The sequence below is a fragment of the Nostoc sp. DSM 114161 genome (assembly GCF_052692665.1).
In genome coordinates this window covers 5481221-5501331 of sequence record NZ_CP195141.1, presented here as the reverse complement: position 1 = coordinate 5501331, position 20111 = coordinate 5481221, and the positions used below count along the sequence as shown (strand labels likewise).

The following is a 20111-nucleotide window of genomic DNA, read 5'->3' as shown; positions in this document are numbered from 1 at the left end:
AGATATTTGTAAACCCGCCCCTACTCTGAAAGCCTTAATAGAATGGCACGTTATTTGGTTGTTTTGGAGAATCCTTTGTTTGATACACCGCGCATTGGTTTCGGTATACCCACCATGCGGCTATAATGTCGCACTTGTGCCGCTTAGGCTAAGTGTCCGGCTTAAGTTAATAGTCTCCTTGATAATAAACTTATCAACTACCTCTTCAATATAATTAATCATTTGAACGGTAATTGTAGGAGAACATCCAACAAAGAAAACTCGATCTAGAACTTTATTAGCATTTTGATACTTTGTATAATCATCAACATCTTTATATGCTGGATGCATCAAAATATTCCCTGCAAAATAGTTTCTAGTTTGAACTCTATTGGTTTCTAGATGTTGTACTAAATTTCTTTTTTTCTCAGCAGATTCACAAATTAATGGAACACCAAACCAACTTGTTTCCGATTCTGGTAGTTCATTAATAGTTCTGACACCCCGAATCTTTTGAAAAATAGAATCTATTTTTTGTTTATTAGCTCGTCTTTTTGTGTGAACTTCATCAAACTTCTCAAGTTGAACAGAACCAATTGCTCCTTGAAAATCGGTTGGTTTTAAATTATATCCAATATTAGTAAATACATACTTGTGATCGACTATTTCCTCGTATCCAGGAATCCAAGTATCAAATCTTTTTCCACAAACTCCATTGGGAAGAAGGTTTTGTTGCCCAACACAATAACAGCCGCGACCCCACCAAGCAAAACTTCTGGCAACATCTACAATTTCTTTGATATTAGAGGAAACCATACCACCTTCAATTGTAGTGATGTGATGTGCTGGATAGAAAGAACAAGAAGCTGCAACTGCAAAATCAGTTAGATATCGATCGTTCCACTTACTCCCAAGGCTATCACAGTTGTCAGCAATTATCTCAAGACCAAAATCAGAACAGATTTGAATAAGTCTCTTAAGGTCATAGACATTTCCCAAAACTGGAGAAGAAAACACTGCTTTGGTTCTGGAAGTAATCTTTTTCTCAATCTCATTAATATCCCAGTTGAGATCATCCCAATCGATATCTACAAACACTGGTTTTAGGTTATTTTGAATAATGGGATTTATTGTAGTAGGAAAACCCACACAAGAAACAATAATCTCATCTCCATCTTGCCAACCAAAATATTTTTTAAGTGCAGCAATCATTACAAGGTTTGCAGAACTACCAGAGTTAACCATCACAGAATAATCTTTATTAAACTTTTTAGAAAACTCCCTTTCAAACTTATTAACTGAATCACCAGAAGATAACCATTTGCCTTTAAGAACAGTATAAAAAATTGCTTCAATTTCCTTTTCATTCCAATAGGGACCTGAATAATAGACTGAATCTTTTTTACTGTTAAATGTTTCTTTATTAGCAATGAATGGAAAAAGATTTTGATCTTCTTGCTTTGCTTGATGAAGAAACTGTGTAATTAGTTCAGTTAGAGACATAGTGATTTAATACCTTACTAGGTGGTAATTTTTAGACAAAATAGAAGAAATTTGCCTTGATTAGATGCAAAGAACGTTAACTATTTAGGGTCATCATTGAGCATTTATTGCTAATACAAATTTTTGTTGATGAGAAAATTAATAATGACCTGTGCCGATATTTTCGCTAAGAAAAGGCTTTTGTAATCAAGCCATCTATGATGCAGTGGTAAATTATTGATTACACAATTTATTATATATACTATTTTTTTTATTTTGACAATACAAAAAATATAAAGCATTTATTACAATATATTTTCTTCATCAGCTGATTCAATAGTTTATCTATTTCTGTATTGAGATATTTACTGCTTTTACAACCACATAAACATGTTTGATATTAATTTAAATATCAAACATGTTTATATTTATTTACAAATGGTAAATTTTTGTACTAAACCAATTATAAAAATGCGTCAGCTAAATTTCTTCTTCAGACGCAACAATTTGCATTCATAAAAGACATGTTGCAATCATTGATTCAAGTACCGTTATTTGCACTTGTAGCTATTGAGGTTTTGGTAAATGTAATATTTTTGGTGCTTGAATGTCAAGGCATCTCAAATCAGGATATTAATATTTTCTAGCTTTTCTAATAAAAATGCAATAGCAAATTGAGACAGTTAAGACAGTTAAGACAGTTAAGAAGAAAAATACAGGCAGGGATCGCAAAAATAGTTAAACTAATTTACTGACATTAAAGTTGCATTACATAAATTAACAAATAAGTAAGGAATCGTAATTTTAAATATATTAGTTAGATGTTATTAAATATGTATAATGATGCAAAACATCAAAATAAATGAATAAAATGTTGTAATGTAATAGTATTGTTGACTGCTTGCTAACTGAAGAAAATTTTGAGTTTTGATGTAAAAAAATAGCAACATTGCAACATCCTCGTTCAAGAGTGGCAGTGACTAACTTTTTATGGTTGATATTTTTGATAATGTTGATATTTTTGATAATTTGAATAACAAACAAGTAGCTAAAATAGCTAAAAATTATCCAGTTTTTACTCTTTTATTGGCAATTACACAAAACCCATTCCCAACTAGCAATTACGTTAATTAAATTTTCAAAGGCTTGCAGGTAAATGACTCCAACTTTGCGTATTTTTCAATACTTTCTGATTTTTAAACTGATATATCCTGTATTGTTAAAATTTATTTATAAAAATCTACTGATTGTCACTGAGTCAATGGAGCAACTCAAAAGACAAAATGATTTTCCTAATTTAGAGGAAGAATATCAACAATTACCCTTTCTCAAATTTATCCATTTAATTTTATTTAATTACCTACGTCACAACTTCATTGATAGAGCGGAGTTGATAGAAAAGTCTAAAGAGGAAAATCAACTTTATCAATTGCTTTATGATGAAAGTGTTAACCTGGCCCCAGTTATCTGTCACGAAGAAATATTGAGTGTATTAAAACCGAAAGAGGGATTTTTTAAATTCACCGATCCTTTTGCTGCGATTGTTAAAGATGTCGAATTATTTGGAATTCATGCCTTTGGATTTACTGAAGATAAAAAAATTATTTTAGAAACCTCTATGAACAGAGTAGACTGTTTAGAATACAGTGCCATTACCACATTCAAGCAAGGTTTTAATTTTCAATATATTACACCCATAGCTGATTCAAACTATATTGATTTAGCTTGTTCACTGGTTAATTGTTGGAGTCATTTATATGGTCATTGGATATATGAAGGCTTAACTCGATTAGAAGCTTTGGAATATTATTCTCAAAAGACAGGTAGAAAGCCAAAATTAATCATTGATAAAAACTCTCCAGCGTGGAAATACCGTACTTTGGAATTGATGGGTTATCGCCCAGAAGACTGTATCCAATGGAATGGATATAGAGCTAAAGTTAACGAATTAGTGATTTGTTCTAACCGCCGGGAAGATGGACGCACTTCTGTTAAAGCTTGTCATTGGTTAAAAGAACGTATTCTTAGTAACATAGATAATTCTACGAGTTCTGATGCTATTTATAGTCCATATATCTTTCTTTCTCGGAAAAAAACAAATGCTCGACGTATATTAAATGAAGAAGAAGTGATAAATACTTTGGCTAAAATGGATTTTGTACCTTATGTTATTGAAGATTTAGATTTTTCAGAACAAGTGAAAGTATTTACTCAAGCTAAATTTATTATTTCTCCTCATGGAAGCGGATTAACAAATATTCTCTTTAGCCAAAACTTAAGTGTAATTGAACTCTTCGGTCCAAAAAAAATTAGTCATTTCTTTTATGCAGTATCTGAGGGTTTAGGATTTAATTACGCTTGTATGTTATGTGAAGTTAAAAATGGAGATATTATAGTAAATTGTGAAGAATTAAGTAAGATGGTTTATAAAATGCAAAAATAAGTTTTGAAAAAAAGTAAAGGAGGGTCTTTTTCCCCCTGGGAAAGGCGGAGGTGAAGAAGTTGCCTATGGTGGAAAAGGAAAGGGTATATTAAGACACACGCTTACTGAGGGGAATGGAATGCCACTTTCTAACTCTACAACTCCAGCCAACGGGAACGAGAGAGAACAGGTACTACCCCTATTAGACAAAGTAAAATTAAAACGACGTTAAGCGCGGTAGACCACGCAAGCGACTCAAGGTATTGGCTGCAGATATTGGCTACGACTCTAAAGAACAACGTACTAAGTTACGTAAACGCGGCATTCGACCCCAAATACCAATGTTATTTGATAGCTAACAATTCGTTTGTTTTTTTGATGACATCGGACTAGTAAGTGAAACGTTTTTTATGTAACCAGTAAAAAATTACAGCCCTTGCATTTAGCCAATTTGCAAGGGCTGTACAAATTAAACAAAGGACATAAGTGTTGTAAAAAATGCAGATTAAAAACAACACTTTGTCTATACAGCACTACTCATCGTTGCTGGGTCAGTGTTGTAACTTATAGACTCTTTGGATTTCAGTCGTGGCTACCTAATTTTATCTGGCAGCATTTTTGCCTAGCCGCGGCTAACTTAATTATGTCAACAGTTTACGGAATGTTTAGTCTGCCAAATTCTTGGGAAATATTAAATTTGTAAACTTGTTCTAGACATTTTAATTTTAGACTATGACACTGGCAGCAATTTCGTACTCCAATTCATTGCCCCATCTCCCCGGTTATACCATTGTTGAGCAACTCTATTCAGGTTCTCAGACAATAGTTTATCGAGGAGTGGAGGAGTCAAGTCAGCGTCCAGTGGTGATTAAACTGTTACAGCAAGACTACCCCACCTTTAACGAATTATTACAGTTTCGTAACCAGTATACAATTACCAAAAATCTTAACATTCCTGGCATAACCCATCCCTACAGCCTAGAACCTTACGGTAACAGCTATGCTTTGGTGATGGAAGACTTTGGTGGCATTTCCCTACGGAGTTATACGCAAAAATATTCCCTCTCTTTACAGGAAATCTTAGAAATTGCCCGACAAATTGCCGATATACTCCATGATGTCTGCCAGCATCGAGTCATCCACAAAGATATCAAACCCGCTAACATTCTGATTCATCCAGAATCGCAACAAGTCAAGCTGATTGACTTCAGCATAGCCTCCCTCCTCCCCCGCGAAACCCAAGAAATCCAAAATCCCAATGTGTTGGAAGGAACCCTTGCCTATCTTTCCCCAGAGCAAACCGGACGAATGAATCGCGCCATTGATTATCGCAGTGATTTCTATGCTTTAGGGGTGACATTGTACGAACTTTTGACAGGAAAATTACCGTTTGAGTCCAATGACCCAATGGAATTAGTACACTGTCATTTAGCCAAGCTGCCACTCCCCCCACACATCGTTAATCCAGAAATTCCCGCGATCCTCTCAGAGATAGTATTGAAGTTAATGGCGAAAAATGCCGAAGATCGGTATCAGAGCGCCTTGGGTTTGAAGCATGACTTAGAATGCTGTCTCAATCAATGGAAAGCAACGGGTAGAATAGAAACCTTTGCCTTGGGGCAGCGTGATGTGTGCGATCGCTTCATTATCCCCGAAAAACTCTATGGGCGAGAAACAGAAGTTGCAACCTTGCTCAAAGCTTTTGAGCGCGTCGCTAATGGCAGTTCAGAAATCATGCTAGTAGCAGGATTTTCCGGGATTGGTAAAACTGCGGCAATCAATGAAGTCCATAAACCGATTGTCAGACAACGCGGTTATTTCATCAAAGGCAAATACGATCAGTTGCAGCGTAATATTCCCTTCAGTGCCTTGATGCAAGCCTTTCGCGATTTGATGGGACAACTGCTAAGTGAGAGTAATGTCCAATTGGCCCAATGGAAAGCGAAAATTTTGGCCGCTGTGGGTGAAAACGGACAAGCAATTGTTGATGTGATTCCGGAACTAGAGCTAATTATCGGTCAACAGCCCCCAGTCCCGGAACTATCTGGTAGTGCTGTCCAAAATCGTTTCAATTTGCTCTTTCAGAAATTTATCCAGGTTTTCACCACCCCTGAGCATCCCTTAGTGATGTTTTTAGATGACTTGCAATGGGCAGATTCGGCTTCTCTGAATTTGCTGCAATTATTAATCGGTGAAGCCAGTTCTGGATATTTACTCATTCTGGGCGCTTATCGAGATAATGAAGTTTTTCCGACTCATCCCTTGATACTGACGCTGGAGCAGATTCAGCAAACCCAAGCTACCGTCAATACCATCGCCCTGCAACCCTTGGCGGAAATAACGGTGAATCAGTTGGTGGCAGATACCTTAAGTTGTCCCCACGAACTGGCTCAACCCCTGACGCAATTGGTATATCAAAAAACTAAAGGCAATCCCTTTTTTACAACGCAGTTTCTCAAAGCACTGCACGAAGAGGATTGCATTCAGTTCCAGCCTGAACTGGGTTACTGGCAATGCGACCTAGCTTCGGTGCGGCAGTTGGCATTGACCGATGGAGTGGTAGAGTTTATGGCATTGCAGTTACAGAAACTTCCAGTCCAGACACAGGAGGTTTTGAAACTTGCGGCTTGTATTGGCAGCCAATTTGATTTGAAGACCTTGGCAATGGTTTCCGAACAATCAATTATTGATATGGCGACCAACCTGTGGACGGCGTTACAAGAAGGGCTGATTCTCCCCATTAGCGAAACCTACAAGTTCTTCCAATCAAATAACTCAGACAACATCGATCGCGGTGGTGAGATTGCCGTTCCTTATAAATTCTTGCACGATCGCGTCCAACAAGCTGCCTACGGCCTGATTCCAGAAGAGCAAAAACAGTCTACCCACTTCAAAATCGGGCAACAACTGTGGGCAAATACGCCTGAAGCAGAGCGCGAAGGGAAACTTTTTGAAATTGTCAATCAATTGAATTACGGTCTGAAATTGACATCTCAAAAAAGTTCTCTTGGATTGTTGAATGCAGAAAATGGTGACGAAATTCCCAAGCTGCAAGAATTGGATTTAGGTCAACGGAAGGAACTGGCTCAACTGAACCTGCAAGCAGGACAAAAAGCCAAGGCTGCAACCGCCTACGAAACGGCAAGTAAATACTTCACAGCAGGGCTAGCACTGCTTCCAGAAAACGCTTGGGAAGATGATTACGACCTGACCCTTGCCCTTTATACAGAAGCTGCTGAAATTGAGTACTTGACTGCCCATTTCGAGCAGGCAGAAAGGCTTTCAGAAATTGTTCTTCAGCACGCCCAGGATTTGCTGCAAAAGGTGAAGATGTATGAAATCAGAATTTATTTCTACATTGCTCAGAATCAAATGCTGGCAGCAATCGACATCTGTCTGCGAGTGCTGGAGTTCTTGGGCGAACCGCTGTTTAAAGAACCACCAGTGGAGTTAGCGATCGAGGATTTAATTAACCTGCCAGAGATGCTCGATCGGCACAAGTTAGCAGCCATGCGAATTACCATCGCAATGGTGACTCCCAGCCTCAACGCTAAACCAGATCTGTTACCAGCCATTGCTTACACCCTAGTCAATTTATCGATTCAATTTGGCAATTCGGCATTTTCGGCATTTGGCTACACCTTTTACGGTCTGGTTTTATGTAGTAGCCCAACCGGAATTGCCAGAGGCTACCGGTTTGGACAATTAGGATTAAAATTGCTGGAGCGCTTCAATGACAGGAAATTACATGCTAAAGTAGCTAACATTTTTGATGTGTTTGTGCGGCACTGGCGGGAACCCGCTCGCAAAACCATCGCTCCCCTGCGTCAAGCGATTCAGGTTGGATTAGAAGTCGGTGATGTAGAGTATGCGTGCTACAATGCTACCTCATACTGTAACTATCTTTTCTTCGTCGGTGAAGCACTGGAGCAGGTGAATCAGCAACAGCAAAACTATATCGATTTGTTGTTGAAATTCAAACAAGAATATCAAATTTACTTCGGGCAGATTTGTCGTCAGCTCGTGTTGAATTTGATGGGAGCAGCAGAAGATCCGCTAATACTCGTTGGGGAGAGTTTCGACGAGGAGAAAATGCTGCCAATTTTACTGGGAACTCAAAACGGAACTCTCCTATTTCTACTCCATCTGGCAAAGACCATTCTTCTATTCATCTTTAAGGACTATCGGCAGGCACTCATTCATGCTCAAGAAGCCGAAAAATACCGCCAAAACATGGTTGGCTTTTTGCAGTTTGCAGAACATAATTTCTACTACTCCCTGGCTCTGTTGGCTGCCTGTTCAAATGGCAATGAGACAGAGCAACAATCGGCACTAGAAAAAGTTGCAGAAAACCAGAAATTGATGAGTCAGTGGGCGTTCCACGCTCCCGCCAATCATCAACACAAATACGATTTAGTTGAAGCAGAGCGGGCAAGAATTTTGGGTCATGTAGACGCAAAGATCTACTATGACAAAGCCATTCAGGGGGCAAAAGAAAACGGCTATATCCAAGAAGAAGCTTTAGCCAGCGAACTCGCTGCCAAATTCTTCCTGAGTTGGGGCAAAGAGAACGCGGCCACAGACTATATACAACAAGCCTACTACTGTTACGCTCATTGGGGTGCAAAGGCGAAAGTCGCCCATTTAGAAGAACAATATCCGCAACTACTAACAGTGATTCTCCAATCGCCCAATCTTGCCATCACATCTGCGACAACTATCCCCTCAACTTTGATTAAAGGTGTAACTAAAAGCTCTAGCAATCAAAATGTATACTTAGATTTGCAAGCGGTGATGAAAGCCGCACAAGCCATCTCTCAAGAAATTGAATTAGAGAAACTATTGGCAAGCTTGATGCAGATTACCATCGCCAATGCTGGCGCACAAATAGGCCATTTAGTTCTTCGCCAAGAGGAACAATGGTTAGTTGTAGCGCAAGCCGATCGAGAATTGGTAACAACCTTAAAAATTCCCCTGGAGCAATACCCAGAAATTCCCCAAAGTTTGATTTATGCAGTAGCAAGAACTCAAGATACGGCTGTGTTTGAAGATTTGAGTACAGCAGTGCAATTTGCCAGCGATCGCTACATTATCGCTCGCCAGCCTAAATCAGTTTTGTGTACGCCAATTAGCCGCCAAGGAAAACTTATCGGTATTTTATACCTAGAGAACAACTTAACTTTAGGTGCTTTTACCAGCGATCGCATCGAGATTCTCCAACTCCTCACTAGCCAAGCCGCCATCTCTGTGGAAAATGCGCGTCTGTACCAACAAACCGAAAACTATTCTCAGACCCTAAAAGCGGAGGTAGAACACAAAACCCAAGCTCTCAACCAAAAAGCCCAAGATTTAGAGCAAGCCTTGAAAAAATTGCAGCAAACTCAAGGACAATTAATTCATAGCGAGAAAATGTCATCCCTCGGCCAATTGGTAGCTGGTGTTGCTCACGAAATTAACAATCCAGTTAATTTTATCAAGGGTAATCTCGTCCATACAGAAAGTTATGTCGCAGACATGATGAGTTTGCTCATGCTTTACGAGCAGGAATATCCCCAACCTAGTCAAGTTATTCAAGATAAGCGAGAAGAAATCGATCTCGATTTTCTGTTTGAGGATGCCAATCAAATCTTAGAATCTATGAAGGTTGGTAGCCATCGCATCAGTCAAATTGTCCAGAGTTTACGCAACTTTGTTCGCTTAGATGAAGCTGAAATCAAAGCTGTAGATTTACATAGTGGTATTGAAAGCACGCTATTAATTTTGCAACATCGCCTGCCAGGTTCTGAAAATCAACCCGAAGTGCGCGTCATCAAGGAGTATGGCAATCTACCTCTGGTCACTTGCTATCCCAGTCAATTGAATCAAGTCTTCCTGAATATTATTAACAATGCCATTGATGCGATTCGAGATAATCCCCACAGCGAACGCCCAGAAATTCGGATTCGTACTGGAATGATAGATGGTGAATGGTTACGAATTGCGATCGCCAATACAGATAGTACGATTCCTGTGAGTCTGCAAGAGCGGATTTTTGAACCGTTTTTCACCACAAAACCCGTTGGCCGCGGTCAAGGTTTGGGGTTATTTGTCTGCTACTCCATTATCCAACAACATCGCGGCAGTTTAACTGTGCGCTCTCAGCCCAACGAGGGAACTGAATTTGAAATTGTTCTCCCTATCTCTTGAAAAATTTTCATGAAATGCTCATGCGTTCATCCTGCTCAACTGCCCAAGCATTGAGGTCTGTGAAATTTTCTAACTTCATACTCTGACTTTATTACACCCCAATTCCACTTTAAAAGATGTTGGTCATGACAAGGGCTTTGAAGAGCAGGGGTTTCCTTTCTCCTTTCTCTTTCTTCATAAATTCTAGGACTTACGCACTGTACAAATTAATCATGGTGTGCGTTTCTATGCATAGGTCGTTTCAGGCTTTTATTAATCATTCTTTGATGATAAATAGAACCTGGGTGTAGGGGCTTTAGCAGTGCTCATTGGTGTCAACTTAAGCTTGAAGGAACAATAAGATGTAATCTAAGAACATCAAACAAGATGTTCTTAGTGATACATCATGAGTACAAAACGTCTAGCGCGAAAAGGAAACCCGGATCTGCGGCAGCAAAAGCATGTACACTGCTTCATCTGTGAGATAAAGGGTTTGAACTTCTAGCAAATTCCCACAGATTGCTTGACTAGCAGTTCTGTACCAGTCATCAAGTACTTCATAGCAGTCAGTATGTTCTTTGCAGTATTCTCGTAGCTTTTTTCGACTGATGACATGTATTAATTTATTGTTGAGGCATTTTTATCTGTTTCTCCCTTTTGCCAAAATTGTTTTAAAATTTCTCCTGGCTTTCTATCCCAAGTGTCAATATGCTCGTATATCAAATTATCTTTGTTGAGTTTATAAGTTGAATAACCATTAAAAAGCAAAGGAGCTTTCCAGGGAACGCGCAACACTCCCCGCACTGTCCAATTTACTAAAATAGTATCTTCAGCAGACTGTTTTATATCATGTACATCAAAGTAAATTTGGGTAAAAAATAGTCTAGCGTGAAATCGCAAAGTCCAAAATATAATTCGATAATTAAATTTATATTTGAATGTATTCACCGGGTCTTTAAAATAGATGTCCTGTGTATAAATGTCATAGGAAATATCTTTTTCAAAAAGTGTCGGTAAATCTTGTTTGAGAGTTTCAATTACTTGTTCCATCTGCAAATAACTGTGTAATATTAATTTTGGCGATCGCCTTCCAACAACTTTCCGCTACAGGTTATGTCTACGACGGGCTAGCTCTACACACTTACAGTAGATTTAAACTACATCTATATGTCAGGATACAGCAATCCTGTGCCCCTACGGCTTGGTCAATACTTGAAAATTAAATTGTTGTAGGGTAGCACAGCTGTGCTACCCTACTTGATTGATGCGTTTGTACTAAAAAGCTCTTAAGCCTTGTTAGGCAATGATTTTACCGAATCAAGGGTAATATCCTCAACAACCCTTGGCACAGTATCAATATAGTCGCACTCCTAAATCATTGCCTATTACCTGCCTTCACAAATAATTTCACAACTCAAATAGAATTGCTGCTAATCTTAACCTCTATGACTTTTTCCAAGGGCCCCAAATTGCGAAAGTAATCCCCGGAGTTTGGACGTTAACGAATAAAGTTTTACCATCAGGTGAGAAGCAAGCACCAGCGAACTCGTTGGTATTCAAAGCATTACGGGCGAATTGATAGAGTTCGCCTTTGGGAGTAACACCTACTAAGAACTGCTCGTCATCTCCATCTTCACACAGGATGAGATCGCCATAAGGTGAGACAACTATATTATCTGGATTTTCCAGTTCGGCAGCAGATGTAGACTCAACGAACAGTTCAATTGTCTCTTTTGCTGGAATATACCGCCAGACTTGACCAAGCCCTAAAGCACCACCACTGGTGCAGCAAAAGTAAAATTCACCGTTACCATACCAGATACCTTCACCGCGGGCAAACTGGGCTGCTCCTTTTGCAAAACCCTCAACTCTTACAGTATCTTCAACTGGATTTGGCTCTGTAATAGTTACCCACTCTACCTTAAAGGGCTTGCGTTTGGGGAAATTCGTAAATGTTTGTGCTTGATAGATATCTTTAATTTTCAAAGCCTGGAGAGTACCGCCTTCCTTTAACTTACCAGGTACTTTGGGGATAAAACGGTAGAAAAGACTATCTCCCTTATCTTCAGTTTCATAGACAATTCCTGTTTTGGGATCTACCGCCACAGCTTCATGGTTAAATCTTCCCATAGCTATTAGGGGTTCAGGCTTCACAGGAGTGGTGGTGCTAGCTGGAACTTCAAAGTTATAGCCGTGGAATTTCGAGACGTAGTTGCTATTGCCTACCGGAAACGAATTTGGAGTAGTGGTGTTCTCTTCACAACTAATCCATGAACCCCAAGGAGTTCGTCCCCCCGCACAGTTACGGTAAGTTCCACTTAAAGAAGTAAAATGTTTGATTAGCTTGCGATCGCTTCCAATAACTAAGTTGGTCGTACCACCTTTACAAAATGGGTCGTAAGGACGCGGCCCTTCGGCTTTTGTATCAGAAGTAGGACTAAGTTCGTGATTGCGAACTAAAATAACTGTACCTCTAGGACCGGGGAAAGCCGCCATACCATCATGGCCACCCGGAACTTTAGTACCATCGTTCATCAGGTCGCCTGTTAGAGAGAAAGTGCGATACTTAAATCCAACTGGTAAATCTAATAAGCCATTGGGATCTGGTACAAGCGGCCCGTAACCTTTTCCAAATACAGGGTGACCATTGGCTTGTCTAGCAATAAGACTTTCTAAAGGAGAGGCTAGCAAAGTGCCAGCAGCACTTGTGCCCGCTAATGTAAAGAATCGACGCCGAGATAATTTCATAAAAATTTTTTGGCTACTTAAAAATGCTGACAAGAAATTATTCGACTTCGATTAAGCCGAGGTAATGCTTAATTTAATTTGGGATTATTAGTTTTAATACTCCTTTTATTAATTTACAAAATGATGAATTTTTGAAATGAAAGAACCTTTAGTTAAGAGAAGTTAAAGAATTATTTAAAACAAAAAATATCAGATTTTTAGGCTTCTATGACAAAGAAAAACCTAAAGTATATGGATTAGATTTAATCTAATGATACAATCTGCCCAAAGGTGTTTTAGACCTTACTCAGGTGAATCAATCTTAGATTTTTGATTCCCCATAGTCTACTGTTAGCAAGTCCAAGAGCGTCTTTTAGATTGGTTTCAACCACTCTCAATAGAGGCTTCAGGATTTAAAATTGGGGATAAAAGGATTTTTTCGTACCGCTAGGGACGGCGCATGTATCTTGCTTATTTGCAAGATTAGGGAAATAATTTTTCATCTAAAATCTCAAATTTCAAATCTAAAATTGCACAGTCAAACAAAAACTATCACAACATCAAAATCTATTGCTATTGTCAAGAAAATGAAAAGCATTCATAACCAAATCAAAGCTACTGTAGCTGTTGCTGCCTTCAGTTCTATGGCTACTTTCATCAACATACAGAGTGCTGATGCTGCTTCTTTTGAGCTTAATTGGCTAGGAGATAAAGGTTATTCAGCTAAGGGAAAGTTCAGCTATGACGATAGTTTTCTAGGAAGCATTGTCACTAAGGAACAATTAACTGATTTTGCTATTTCTTTCTTCAATCCTCAAGGAACTTTATTGCAAAATTTCCAATACGATTTTCCCGAAGTCGATAGTAGTTTCAATTTCAATTTTGATACAGTTACAAAGACTGTTCTACAAACAGGCAACTTTGACACGCCGAATGGTTTTGATTTGGGAATTGACTTTGCAACAGATGTGACAGGGTTAGATTTTTATACTTACCTAAATGCCGAACAAGGATTGCCAACGGCTAAAATTTTCTTAAAAGACGATCTTTCTCCGGAAGTATGCGACACATTCCCAGACTGTAGATTGGATCTTGGAGGCCAGTTGACAGCAACTGCGATTCCTGAACCTGGCGCAATTGCTGGACTATTAGTAATGGGTTTTCTGAGTAGAGTTATCAAGAAAAAGCCAGCATCTACTATAGACAGTAAACCGGAATAGTCGAAGCTAGCTTGATTAGAACTGTAATTGACCATTATTTTAGCTCTAACAGCCAGGATCTGGAAGATGGCCAGAACTGTCTATATTTGGAGAAATAGAATAAAGGCGTCAGTCGTTAGAATTCAGCATGAATTCTGTACTGCTGCTGGATGAATAGGTTGCGTTTAAGACTTCCCCACCACCAAATTCTCAATTTGGTGGTGCTTCTAATACCAATTCTGTATGAAAATCTGCTAAACCATAAGTACAAGAAAGAAAAACGTAGACGCGGAGCGGCTTGCCGCAGGCTACCGCAAAGGACGCATTCGCGCAGCGTCTCGTCAGAGAAGAACACAAAGAAAGAAGTTAAAAGGGTTTGGCGCAGCCTCACAAAGAAATGGTATAAATGGCGGCTTTGCATCTCCTACTAATTGATTCTGAATTCTAAATTCTGACGGATGATTCATCTTCAATATCTAGTTCAAAAAAACAACTTGAATCGTGCTAGCTGATTTTCAATTGTTCGCGTCAGAATTTTATTCAGTTCTTTGATGTCTTGAAATTGTAAAATTTGTTGTGTGGGTAAGTCAAAGGGAACTTGTCCTTCAAAATTTGGGCGTTGCATTTGTGCTAGTAGAATCTGTTCAGACCGCTTACTTTGGATGGCATAACCAATTTCAATACAGACATTGGGGCTGGGAATTAGTTGGAGGTTTTCTTTAACATCAACACTAGTAATCGGTGTGGTATCAGCGATAAATAACAAACTCTTACGGATTTTCCGCATCATAGTGCGATTAATTCGGAAAGTGGCATCGCTGGGGCGAGAGGATTCTACTAATGTTAAAGGAAGGCGCGATCGCAAGTTTAATTTCTCCAAAGTTTTTCGCAGTTCTTCTCTGAGAACATCGCTTGCTGCGGCATACTCAGTTTGGTAGGAGAAAAAAATAGTTGGTTCTAACTGAGCTAACAGGGCTTGTTTAGTAAAATAAATTTCGTGACTAATCAAGTCAATGTTAGCTACGCGATAGCCGCCACTACCCTCAATATAAAATTCAATATCTTCCCCTTCCAGATAGCGCCCAAACCAAATTGATTTTTTAATTTCGTCGCTTTCCTCTAAAAAGTCCGCTCGCAATGCCGATCTCAGCAGGCTTTTTTTACTTAGGCGAATGTCTGGTGGGCGCTTTTCCAATTCTGGAATCGGCTCATAATCCTGTAAATACCATGCTCTGAGCGCAATAATTGACATAAGGCGCTATTTTAACTATTTCTCGCTATTTAACTTCGTATTCAGCTTACACCCAGAGGAGTCATTATTCTGATTTCTTTTTAAATACAACAACACCCAACCATCTACTCGCTTCAACATTTCCTCTCCTTGTTTATTCTAACCAGGGATGTACTAATTCTCATCACTTTGTAAACAAGTAATGAAAATCAGTTCCAGCGCCCCCTAATTTTCCACTTTGAGGAAATATGAGTTTTCGCGTTGGGTGTTGCCGTGTTTTGACGAGACAGATGTGAATTAAACAGCGTCTTTTACCTCTTACTACATTCCATCATGCAGCTGTTGTATCTGCCAGGGAAGCTTTTTATTAGCTTCAACTATTAGATTAGCACTAGTGGATGAAACTAACTTTTTTTGCAACTAAACTTTACTTTTTAAGTATTTTTTTACTTAAATTAATATAGGGTAAGGCGAATTCCATTAATGAATTTACCCTAGCCGTTGGTTTCGACTTCTCTTCTCTACGAGAGGCTACGCCAACGAGACGCTACGCGTAGCTTGCTTCCCCGGAGGGGTACGCTCAACCAACTTCATAGTCGAGAGTTGAACGGAGTCGAAACTCGTCAGCGTTGAGAAATCGGGGATCTAAACACCGCGAATTCTCATAAATCATATAGGATTCTATAGTCTATTGTTAATAAATTTATCATCAACCTTTTGGATGAATAGACTAATTGCTAAGTAACCTGAGTTCGGGATAAAGAAAGGGACAGGTAATAAGCTGAAAATAGCGTTAAATCCAGCAACCTGTCCTATGTTTAGTTTAGAAGCTTTGTTTTGCCATGTAGATGATTTCTGTCAAGGGTTTGAAGCGCAATGGCACAAAAAGCTATTAATTAGTGGAGCAATAAAGCGTAATCGGGCAAAAGGACTATGTTTGAGCGAGATGATGACGATACTGATTGCATTTCATCAGAACCACTACCGAAATTTCAAATATTTTTATTTGAATCAAGTAAAAAAATATTGGAGTGATGCGTTTCCAAATCTTCCGAGTTATCAAAGATTTATCGAATGGATACCATCCACCTTAATACCTTTGTGCGTCTATCTGAAGCATTGTTTTGGAGCTTGTACGGGTATCGGTTTTATCGATTCAACAAGTCTGAAAGTCTGCCATAATCGTCGGATTTCGCGTCATCGGGTGTTTAAAGATTTAGCTAATCGTGGCAAGACTTCTGTGGATTGGTTTTTTGGTTTTAAACTTCATCTTGTCGTCAATGAGTTTGGCCAACTCTTAAATGTAGCTATCACTCCTGGTAATATTGACGACCGGAAACCAGTTCCTGATTTACTGAGTGGTCTTTTTGGAAAAATCTTTGGCGATCGCGGCTATGTTTCCGAAAAACTTGCTTCTCAACTTTTGAAAGAGTTCGGAATCCAATTTTTTGCCAAACCCCGCCGTAACATGAAAAATAAGCTGATGCGTCTTCATGACAAGCTTTTGTCGCGTAAACGCTCAATTATTGAGACCATTAACGATCAACTCAAAAACATTTCTCAGATTGAGCATTCTAGACACCGAAGCCCAGTTAATTTTTGCGTTAACGTTCTTTGCGGATTAATCGCTTATTGTCATCAACCCAAGAAACCTAGCCTTCAACTAGACTGGCTTTTACCTTCTTACCTTTAACCCGAACTCAGGTTAAGTAAATTTTTAAGCCTTGAAACTAACATTTTGTAATATTGCGTATGGGCAAAACAGCGAATGTTGACTGTTGAGCTATCTCCTTGTCTCCCCATCTCCCTTACTTCCCAAGCTAGGGCTGACTATTAATTGTCCCCGGCGGTTTAACGGGAATCTCAATCCAGAACTCTGTACCTTTGCCTGGTTCTGAAATGCACTCCATTATTCCGGCATGTTTTTCGACAATAATTTGATAGCTGATTGCCAATCCCAGCCCTGTGCCTTTACCCACAGGTTTGGTAGTATAAAACGGATCGAATATTCGCTTTTTCACTTCTTGAGTCATTCCAGGCCCATTGTCACTAATACGAATCAACACACGAGAGTTGTCAGCTGAAACTTTAGTGGAAATGTGGACAGCGGGAATTGGGCATTGGGGATAGGAGGAGGTGGGATGATGGGGGTAGTTTCGCTTATCCCCCCATTTCTCCATCTCCTCGTCTTCCCATACCCCGATCTCCTCATCTTCCCATTTCCCCACTCCCCACTTCCCATTGCCCATTCCCAAAGCATCTATAGCATTGCTGATAATATTCATGAATACTTGATTCATTTGTCCGGCATAGCATTCCACTCGTGGGATTTTGCCATAGTCTTTGATGACTTCAATGGCTGGAAATTCAGAATTTCCTTTGAGGCGGTGTCGTAAAATTAATAAAGTGTTGTCAATACCTTCGTGCAGATCGACGCGCTTGTTTTCAGATTCATCCAAGCGAGAAAAATTGCGTAGCGACAGCACTATTGAACGGATGCGATCGCTTCCTACTTGCATTGACTCCATGATTTTTGGCAGATCTTCTACCAAAAAATCAAAATCGATCGCTTCGATAGCAGCCCGAATTTCACTATGAGGGTTGGGATAATGTAGCTGGTAAAGCCGTAAAATTTCTAGTAATTGTTCGGTATAGTCGCTGGCATGGCAGAGGTTACCGTAGATAAAGTTAACGGGGTTATTAATTTCGTGGGCGATACCTGCTACCAACTGTCCTAAGGCAGACATTTTTTCAGTGTGAATCAATTTTGTCTGTGTTTCTTGGAGTTGATGCAGAGTTTGTTCTAACTGTACAGCTTGATTCCTGGCTTCAGCTTCGGCACTACAAGTTTGTTCGTAGAGTTGTGCTTGTTGAATGGCGATCGCAGCCTGATCTCCTAGCTGTTGCAATAAATCAATTTCCGCATCCTGCCAATTTCTGGGAGCATCGCACTGATGGGCAATCAGTAATCCCCATACTTGCATACCTATGTTGATGGGAACAATTAAGTTGGCTTGCACTTGGAGATTTTGCAAATAATCTCGATGACAGGCACTCAAAGAAACCGCTGATATATTGTCAACAGCCCGTACCCTACCTTGGAAGTATAAATTAACAAATTCATCGGGAAAGCATTCTCCTGGTGCTTCCACTCCCAAAACTGACTGCCAGTTGCCATTAATTTCTTCCACAATCACCGATTTGGTTTGGATTTGGAAAATCAGCACCCGGTCTGAATTCAGCAGCGATCGCACTTCCCGAACGATAGTCTGGAGGGTTGTCTGCAAGTCTAATGTACTGCGGATGTGGTCTGTGACTTGTTTGAGTACTTTGGTGAATAGTAATGATTTTTCTAGTTCAGCAGTTTGCTCTTGCACCCGCACTTCTAGGTTGGAATTCAGGGCTTGTACTTGTTTGTACATTTGCTGCTGCTGAATTGCCATTGAAAAATGATCGTACAACGCTTGAGCTAATGAAATGTCTTCTGCCTTCCACTCAGGTGCTTGCCCCTTTTTTTCTTCTCGCCAAACTTCAAAGGAAAGTTTCGGTAATAATAGCCGCTGATTATCTTCGCACCGTCCCGCCCACAAAATTTCTGTGTCAAATTCCGAGCGAAAAATGCTTAATACACCAATAAATTTTTCGCGGTAATGTAGGGGAATCGCCATCAGTCCCCGAATTGAAGTGGAACGGAACCCTAAAGCTAAAACTCGCAAACGCACTTCTTTATAAAGGTCAGTGGTTGCCCAAATATTACCTGGTTTACACTCAGCCATCCAGTTTTGCCACATGGGATGCTGTTCGATGATGCTATTTTCTAGCTCGAATGGTAGTTTAGGTTGTTCGCCCCAGGTATATAGTTCTTTACTCTCTTCAATGTAAAGCCTGCCACCTACGCCAGCGAAGGCAGCGATCGCTTCTTCTAATGCCCCCTGTAATTGGATTGTTGGCAGTTTATGTAATAGTGTGGTTACTCGGTTAATAGTAGCTTCTCGTTGCTGCTGGGCGATCGCTTCAGTGAATAGGCGACTTTGAGCAATGGCGATCGCTACTTGATCGGCAACTTGCTGCACTAATCTCAGTTCTCGCTTCAAAATCCTTCGTTCTTGGGTGTGATGAGATACCAACAATCCCCACAATTGGGGTTTTGCCGATTCTTCTTTCAAGTCATAATGTAAAATTGGCACTACTAACGAAGATTGCACGCCCATTGCTTTTAAATATTCAATATGGCAAGGGTCTACTTGCCGATAGTAAATATTAGTTTTTAGACGTTCGCTAGTTTCTTTTGAGTGTAGAGGTGATAGCCCAATTTTCCCATTAGCTACATCTACAATCGAACGTTGTCCTGCTAGCAGAAACATCTCTCTAGCTTCTTGTGGAATATCATGGACTGGAAAGCGTAACCCCAATAAAGATGGTAGACGCTGCTCATAAATAGATTCAGCTATTACTTCACCGCTACCATCAACATTAAACCGATACACCGTGACCCTATCTGTACCCAAAAACGACCGTACTTCGGCAACAGTAGCCGTTAATATCTCTTGAAGATCGAGCGATCGCCTGATCTGTTTAGTCATCCGATGCAGTAAACTTTCTTTGTCTAAGCTTTGCTGCAACCAGTGTGTTTTATCGGTAAATGTCATCGTTTATATACACTATGACTGAATTTTAAAAAAGTTTTTTATAGTTGTCTTTGATGAAAATTTTCAAATTACAGTTCCTTGATTTTTATCCCATTTCATGAAATTTTTGCTATGAATACGTTGATTTTCGTGTAAGATTGTTGCTGATATTTTTACAAATGGGTTCAATTTCGCAATTATCAGAATTCCTCTTCTTATAATTGATTTAGGAAAATTTTAAAAGGCTTAATGTACTACATAGTCTTTACAAATATCCT

At 39.5% G+C, this 20111-nt stretch carries 9 protein-coding genes; 4 read left to right on the top strand and 5 right to left on the bottom strand.

The features are described 5' to 3' along the window. Positions 1-120 precede the first annotated feature (120 nt). On the bottom strand, positions 121-1482 hold the full coding sequence (locus tag NSTC745_RS23320; RefSeq protein WP_445633081.1) for an aminotransferase class V-fold PLP-dependent enzyme: 1362 nt from the start codon (positions 1480-1482) through the stop codon (positions 121-123). A gap of 1135 nt (positions 1483-2617) precedes the next feature. Between NSTC745_RS23320 and NSTC745_RS23315 the strand changes: the two genes are divergently transcribed. Next, positions 2618-3904, top strand: coding sequence for a glycosyltransferase family 61 protein (locus NSTC745_RS23315; RefSeq protein ID WP_445633080.1), 1287 nt, complete (start codon positions 2618-2620; stop codon positions 3902-3904). 711 nt (positions 3905-4615) lie between these two features. Next, positions 4616-10069 (top strand): trifunctional serine/threonine-protein kinase/ATP-binding protein/sensor histidine kinase, encoded by a 5454-nt coding sequence (locus tag NSTC745_RS23310; protein ID WP_445633079.1) that lies wholly within the window; start codon positions 4616-4618, stop codon positions 10067-10069. Between the two features lie 597 nt (positions 10070-10666). On the opposite strand, the gene NSTC745_RS23305 is transcribed toward NSTC745_RS23310, so the two are convergent. Both NSTC745_RS23305 and NSTC745_RS23300 read right to left on the bottom strand, forming a co-directional pair. Beyond that, positions 10667-11098, bottom strand: a complete 432-nt coding sequence (locus NSTC745_RS23305; protein WP_445633078.1) for a DUF2358 domain-containing protein — start codon at positions 11096-11098, stop codon at positions 10667-10669. 393 nt (positions 11099-11491) lie between these two features. Next, entirely contained in the window at positions 11492-12796 is a 1305-nt protein-coding gene (locus tag NSTC745_RS23300) for an alkaline phosphatase PhoX (RefSeq protein WP_445633077.1), read from the bottom strand. 398 nt (positions 12797-13194) lie between these two features. On the opposite strand from NSTC745_RS23300, the gene NSTC745_RS23295 reads away from it, so the two are divergent. Further along, the gene (locus tag NSTC745_RS23295) at positions 13195-13995 is read left to right on the top strand and encodes a PEP-CTERM sorting domain-containing protein (protein WP_445633076.1); all 801 of its coding nucleotides are present in this window, start codon (positions 13195-13197) and stop codon (positions 13993-13995) included. Positions 13996-14455: 460 nt separating this feature from the next. Here NSTC745_RS23295 and NSTC745_RS23290 read toward each other — a convergent pair whose 3' ends face one another. Further along, positions 14456-15226, bottom strand: a complete 771-nt coding sequence (locus NSTC745_RS23290; RefSeq protein WP_445633075.1) for a hypothetical protein — start codon at positions 15224-15226, stop codon at positions 14456-14458. A gap of 793 nt (positions 15227-16019) precedes the next feature. On the opposite strand from NSTC745_RS23290, the gene NSTC745_RS23285 reads away from it, so the two are divergent. After that, the gene (locus NSTC745_RS23285) at positions 16020-16898 is read left to right on the top strand and encodes an IS982 family transposase (RefSeq protein ID WP_445633074.1); all 879 of its coding nucleotides are present in this window, start codon (positions 16020-16022) and stop codon (positions 16896-16898) included. A gap of 127 nt (positions 16899-17025) precedes the next feature. Here the strand turns inward: NSTC745_RS23285 and NSTC745_RS23280 are convergent, their stop codons facing one another. Beyond that, positions 17026-19854: a GAF domain-containing sensor histidine kinase gene (locus tag NSTC745_RS23280; RefSeq protein ID WP_445633073.1), complete on the bottom strand. Its 2829-nt coding sequence runs from the start codon at positions 19852-19854 to the stop codon at positions 17026-17028. Between the last annotated feature and the right edge of the window lie 257 nt (positions 19855-20111).

What these genes read in the sequence shown, in the direction of transcription:
- NSTC745_RS23300 (WP_445633077.1), bottom strand. Translation starts at nt 12,796, where the DNA reads ATGAAATTATCTCGGCGTCGATTCTTTACATTAGCGGGCACAAGTGCT.
- NSTC745_RS23320 (WP_445633081.1), bottom strand. Translation starts at nt 1,482, where the DNA reads ATGTCTCTAACTGAACTAATTACACAGTTTCTTCATCAAGCAAAGCAA.
- NSTC745_RS23305 (WP_445633078.1), bottom strand. Translation starts at nt 11,098, where the DNA reads ATGGAACAAGTAATTGAAACTCTCAAACAAGATTTACCGACACTTTTT.
- NSTC745_RS23280 (WP_445633073.1), bottom strand. Translation starts at nt 19,854, where the DNA reads ATGACATTTACCGATAAAACACACTGGTTGCAGCAAAGCTTAGACAAA.
- NSTC745_RS23290 (WP_445633075.1), bottom strand. Translation starts at nt 15,226, where the DNA reads ATGTCAATTATTGCGCTCAGAGCATGGTATTTACAGGATTATGAGCCG.
- NSTC745_RS23285 (WP_445633074.1), top strand. Translation starts at nt 16,020, where the DNA reads ATGTTTAGTTTAGAAGCTTTGTTTTGCCATGTAGATGATTTCTGTCAA.
- NSTC745_RS23315 (WP_445633080.1), top strand. Translation starts at nt 2,618, where the DNA reads ATGACTCCAACTTTGCGTATTTTTCAATACTTTCTGATTTTTAAACTG.
- NSTC745_RS23310 (WP_445633079.1), top strand. Translation starts at nt 4,616, where the DNA reads ATGACACTGGCAGCAATTTCGTACTCCAATTCATTGCCCCATCTCCCC.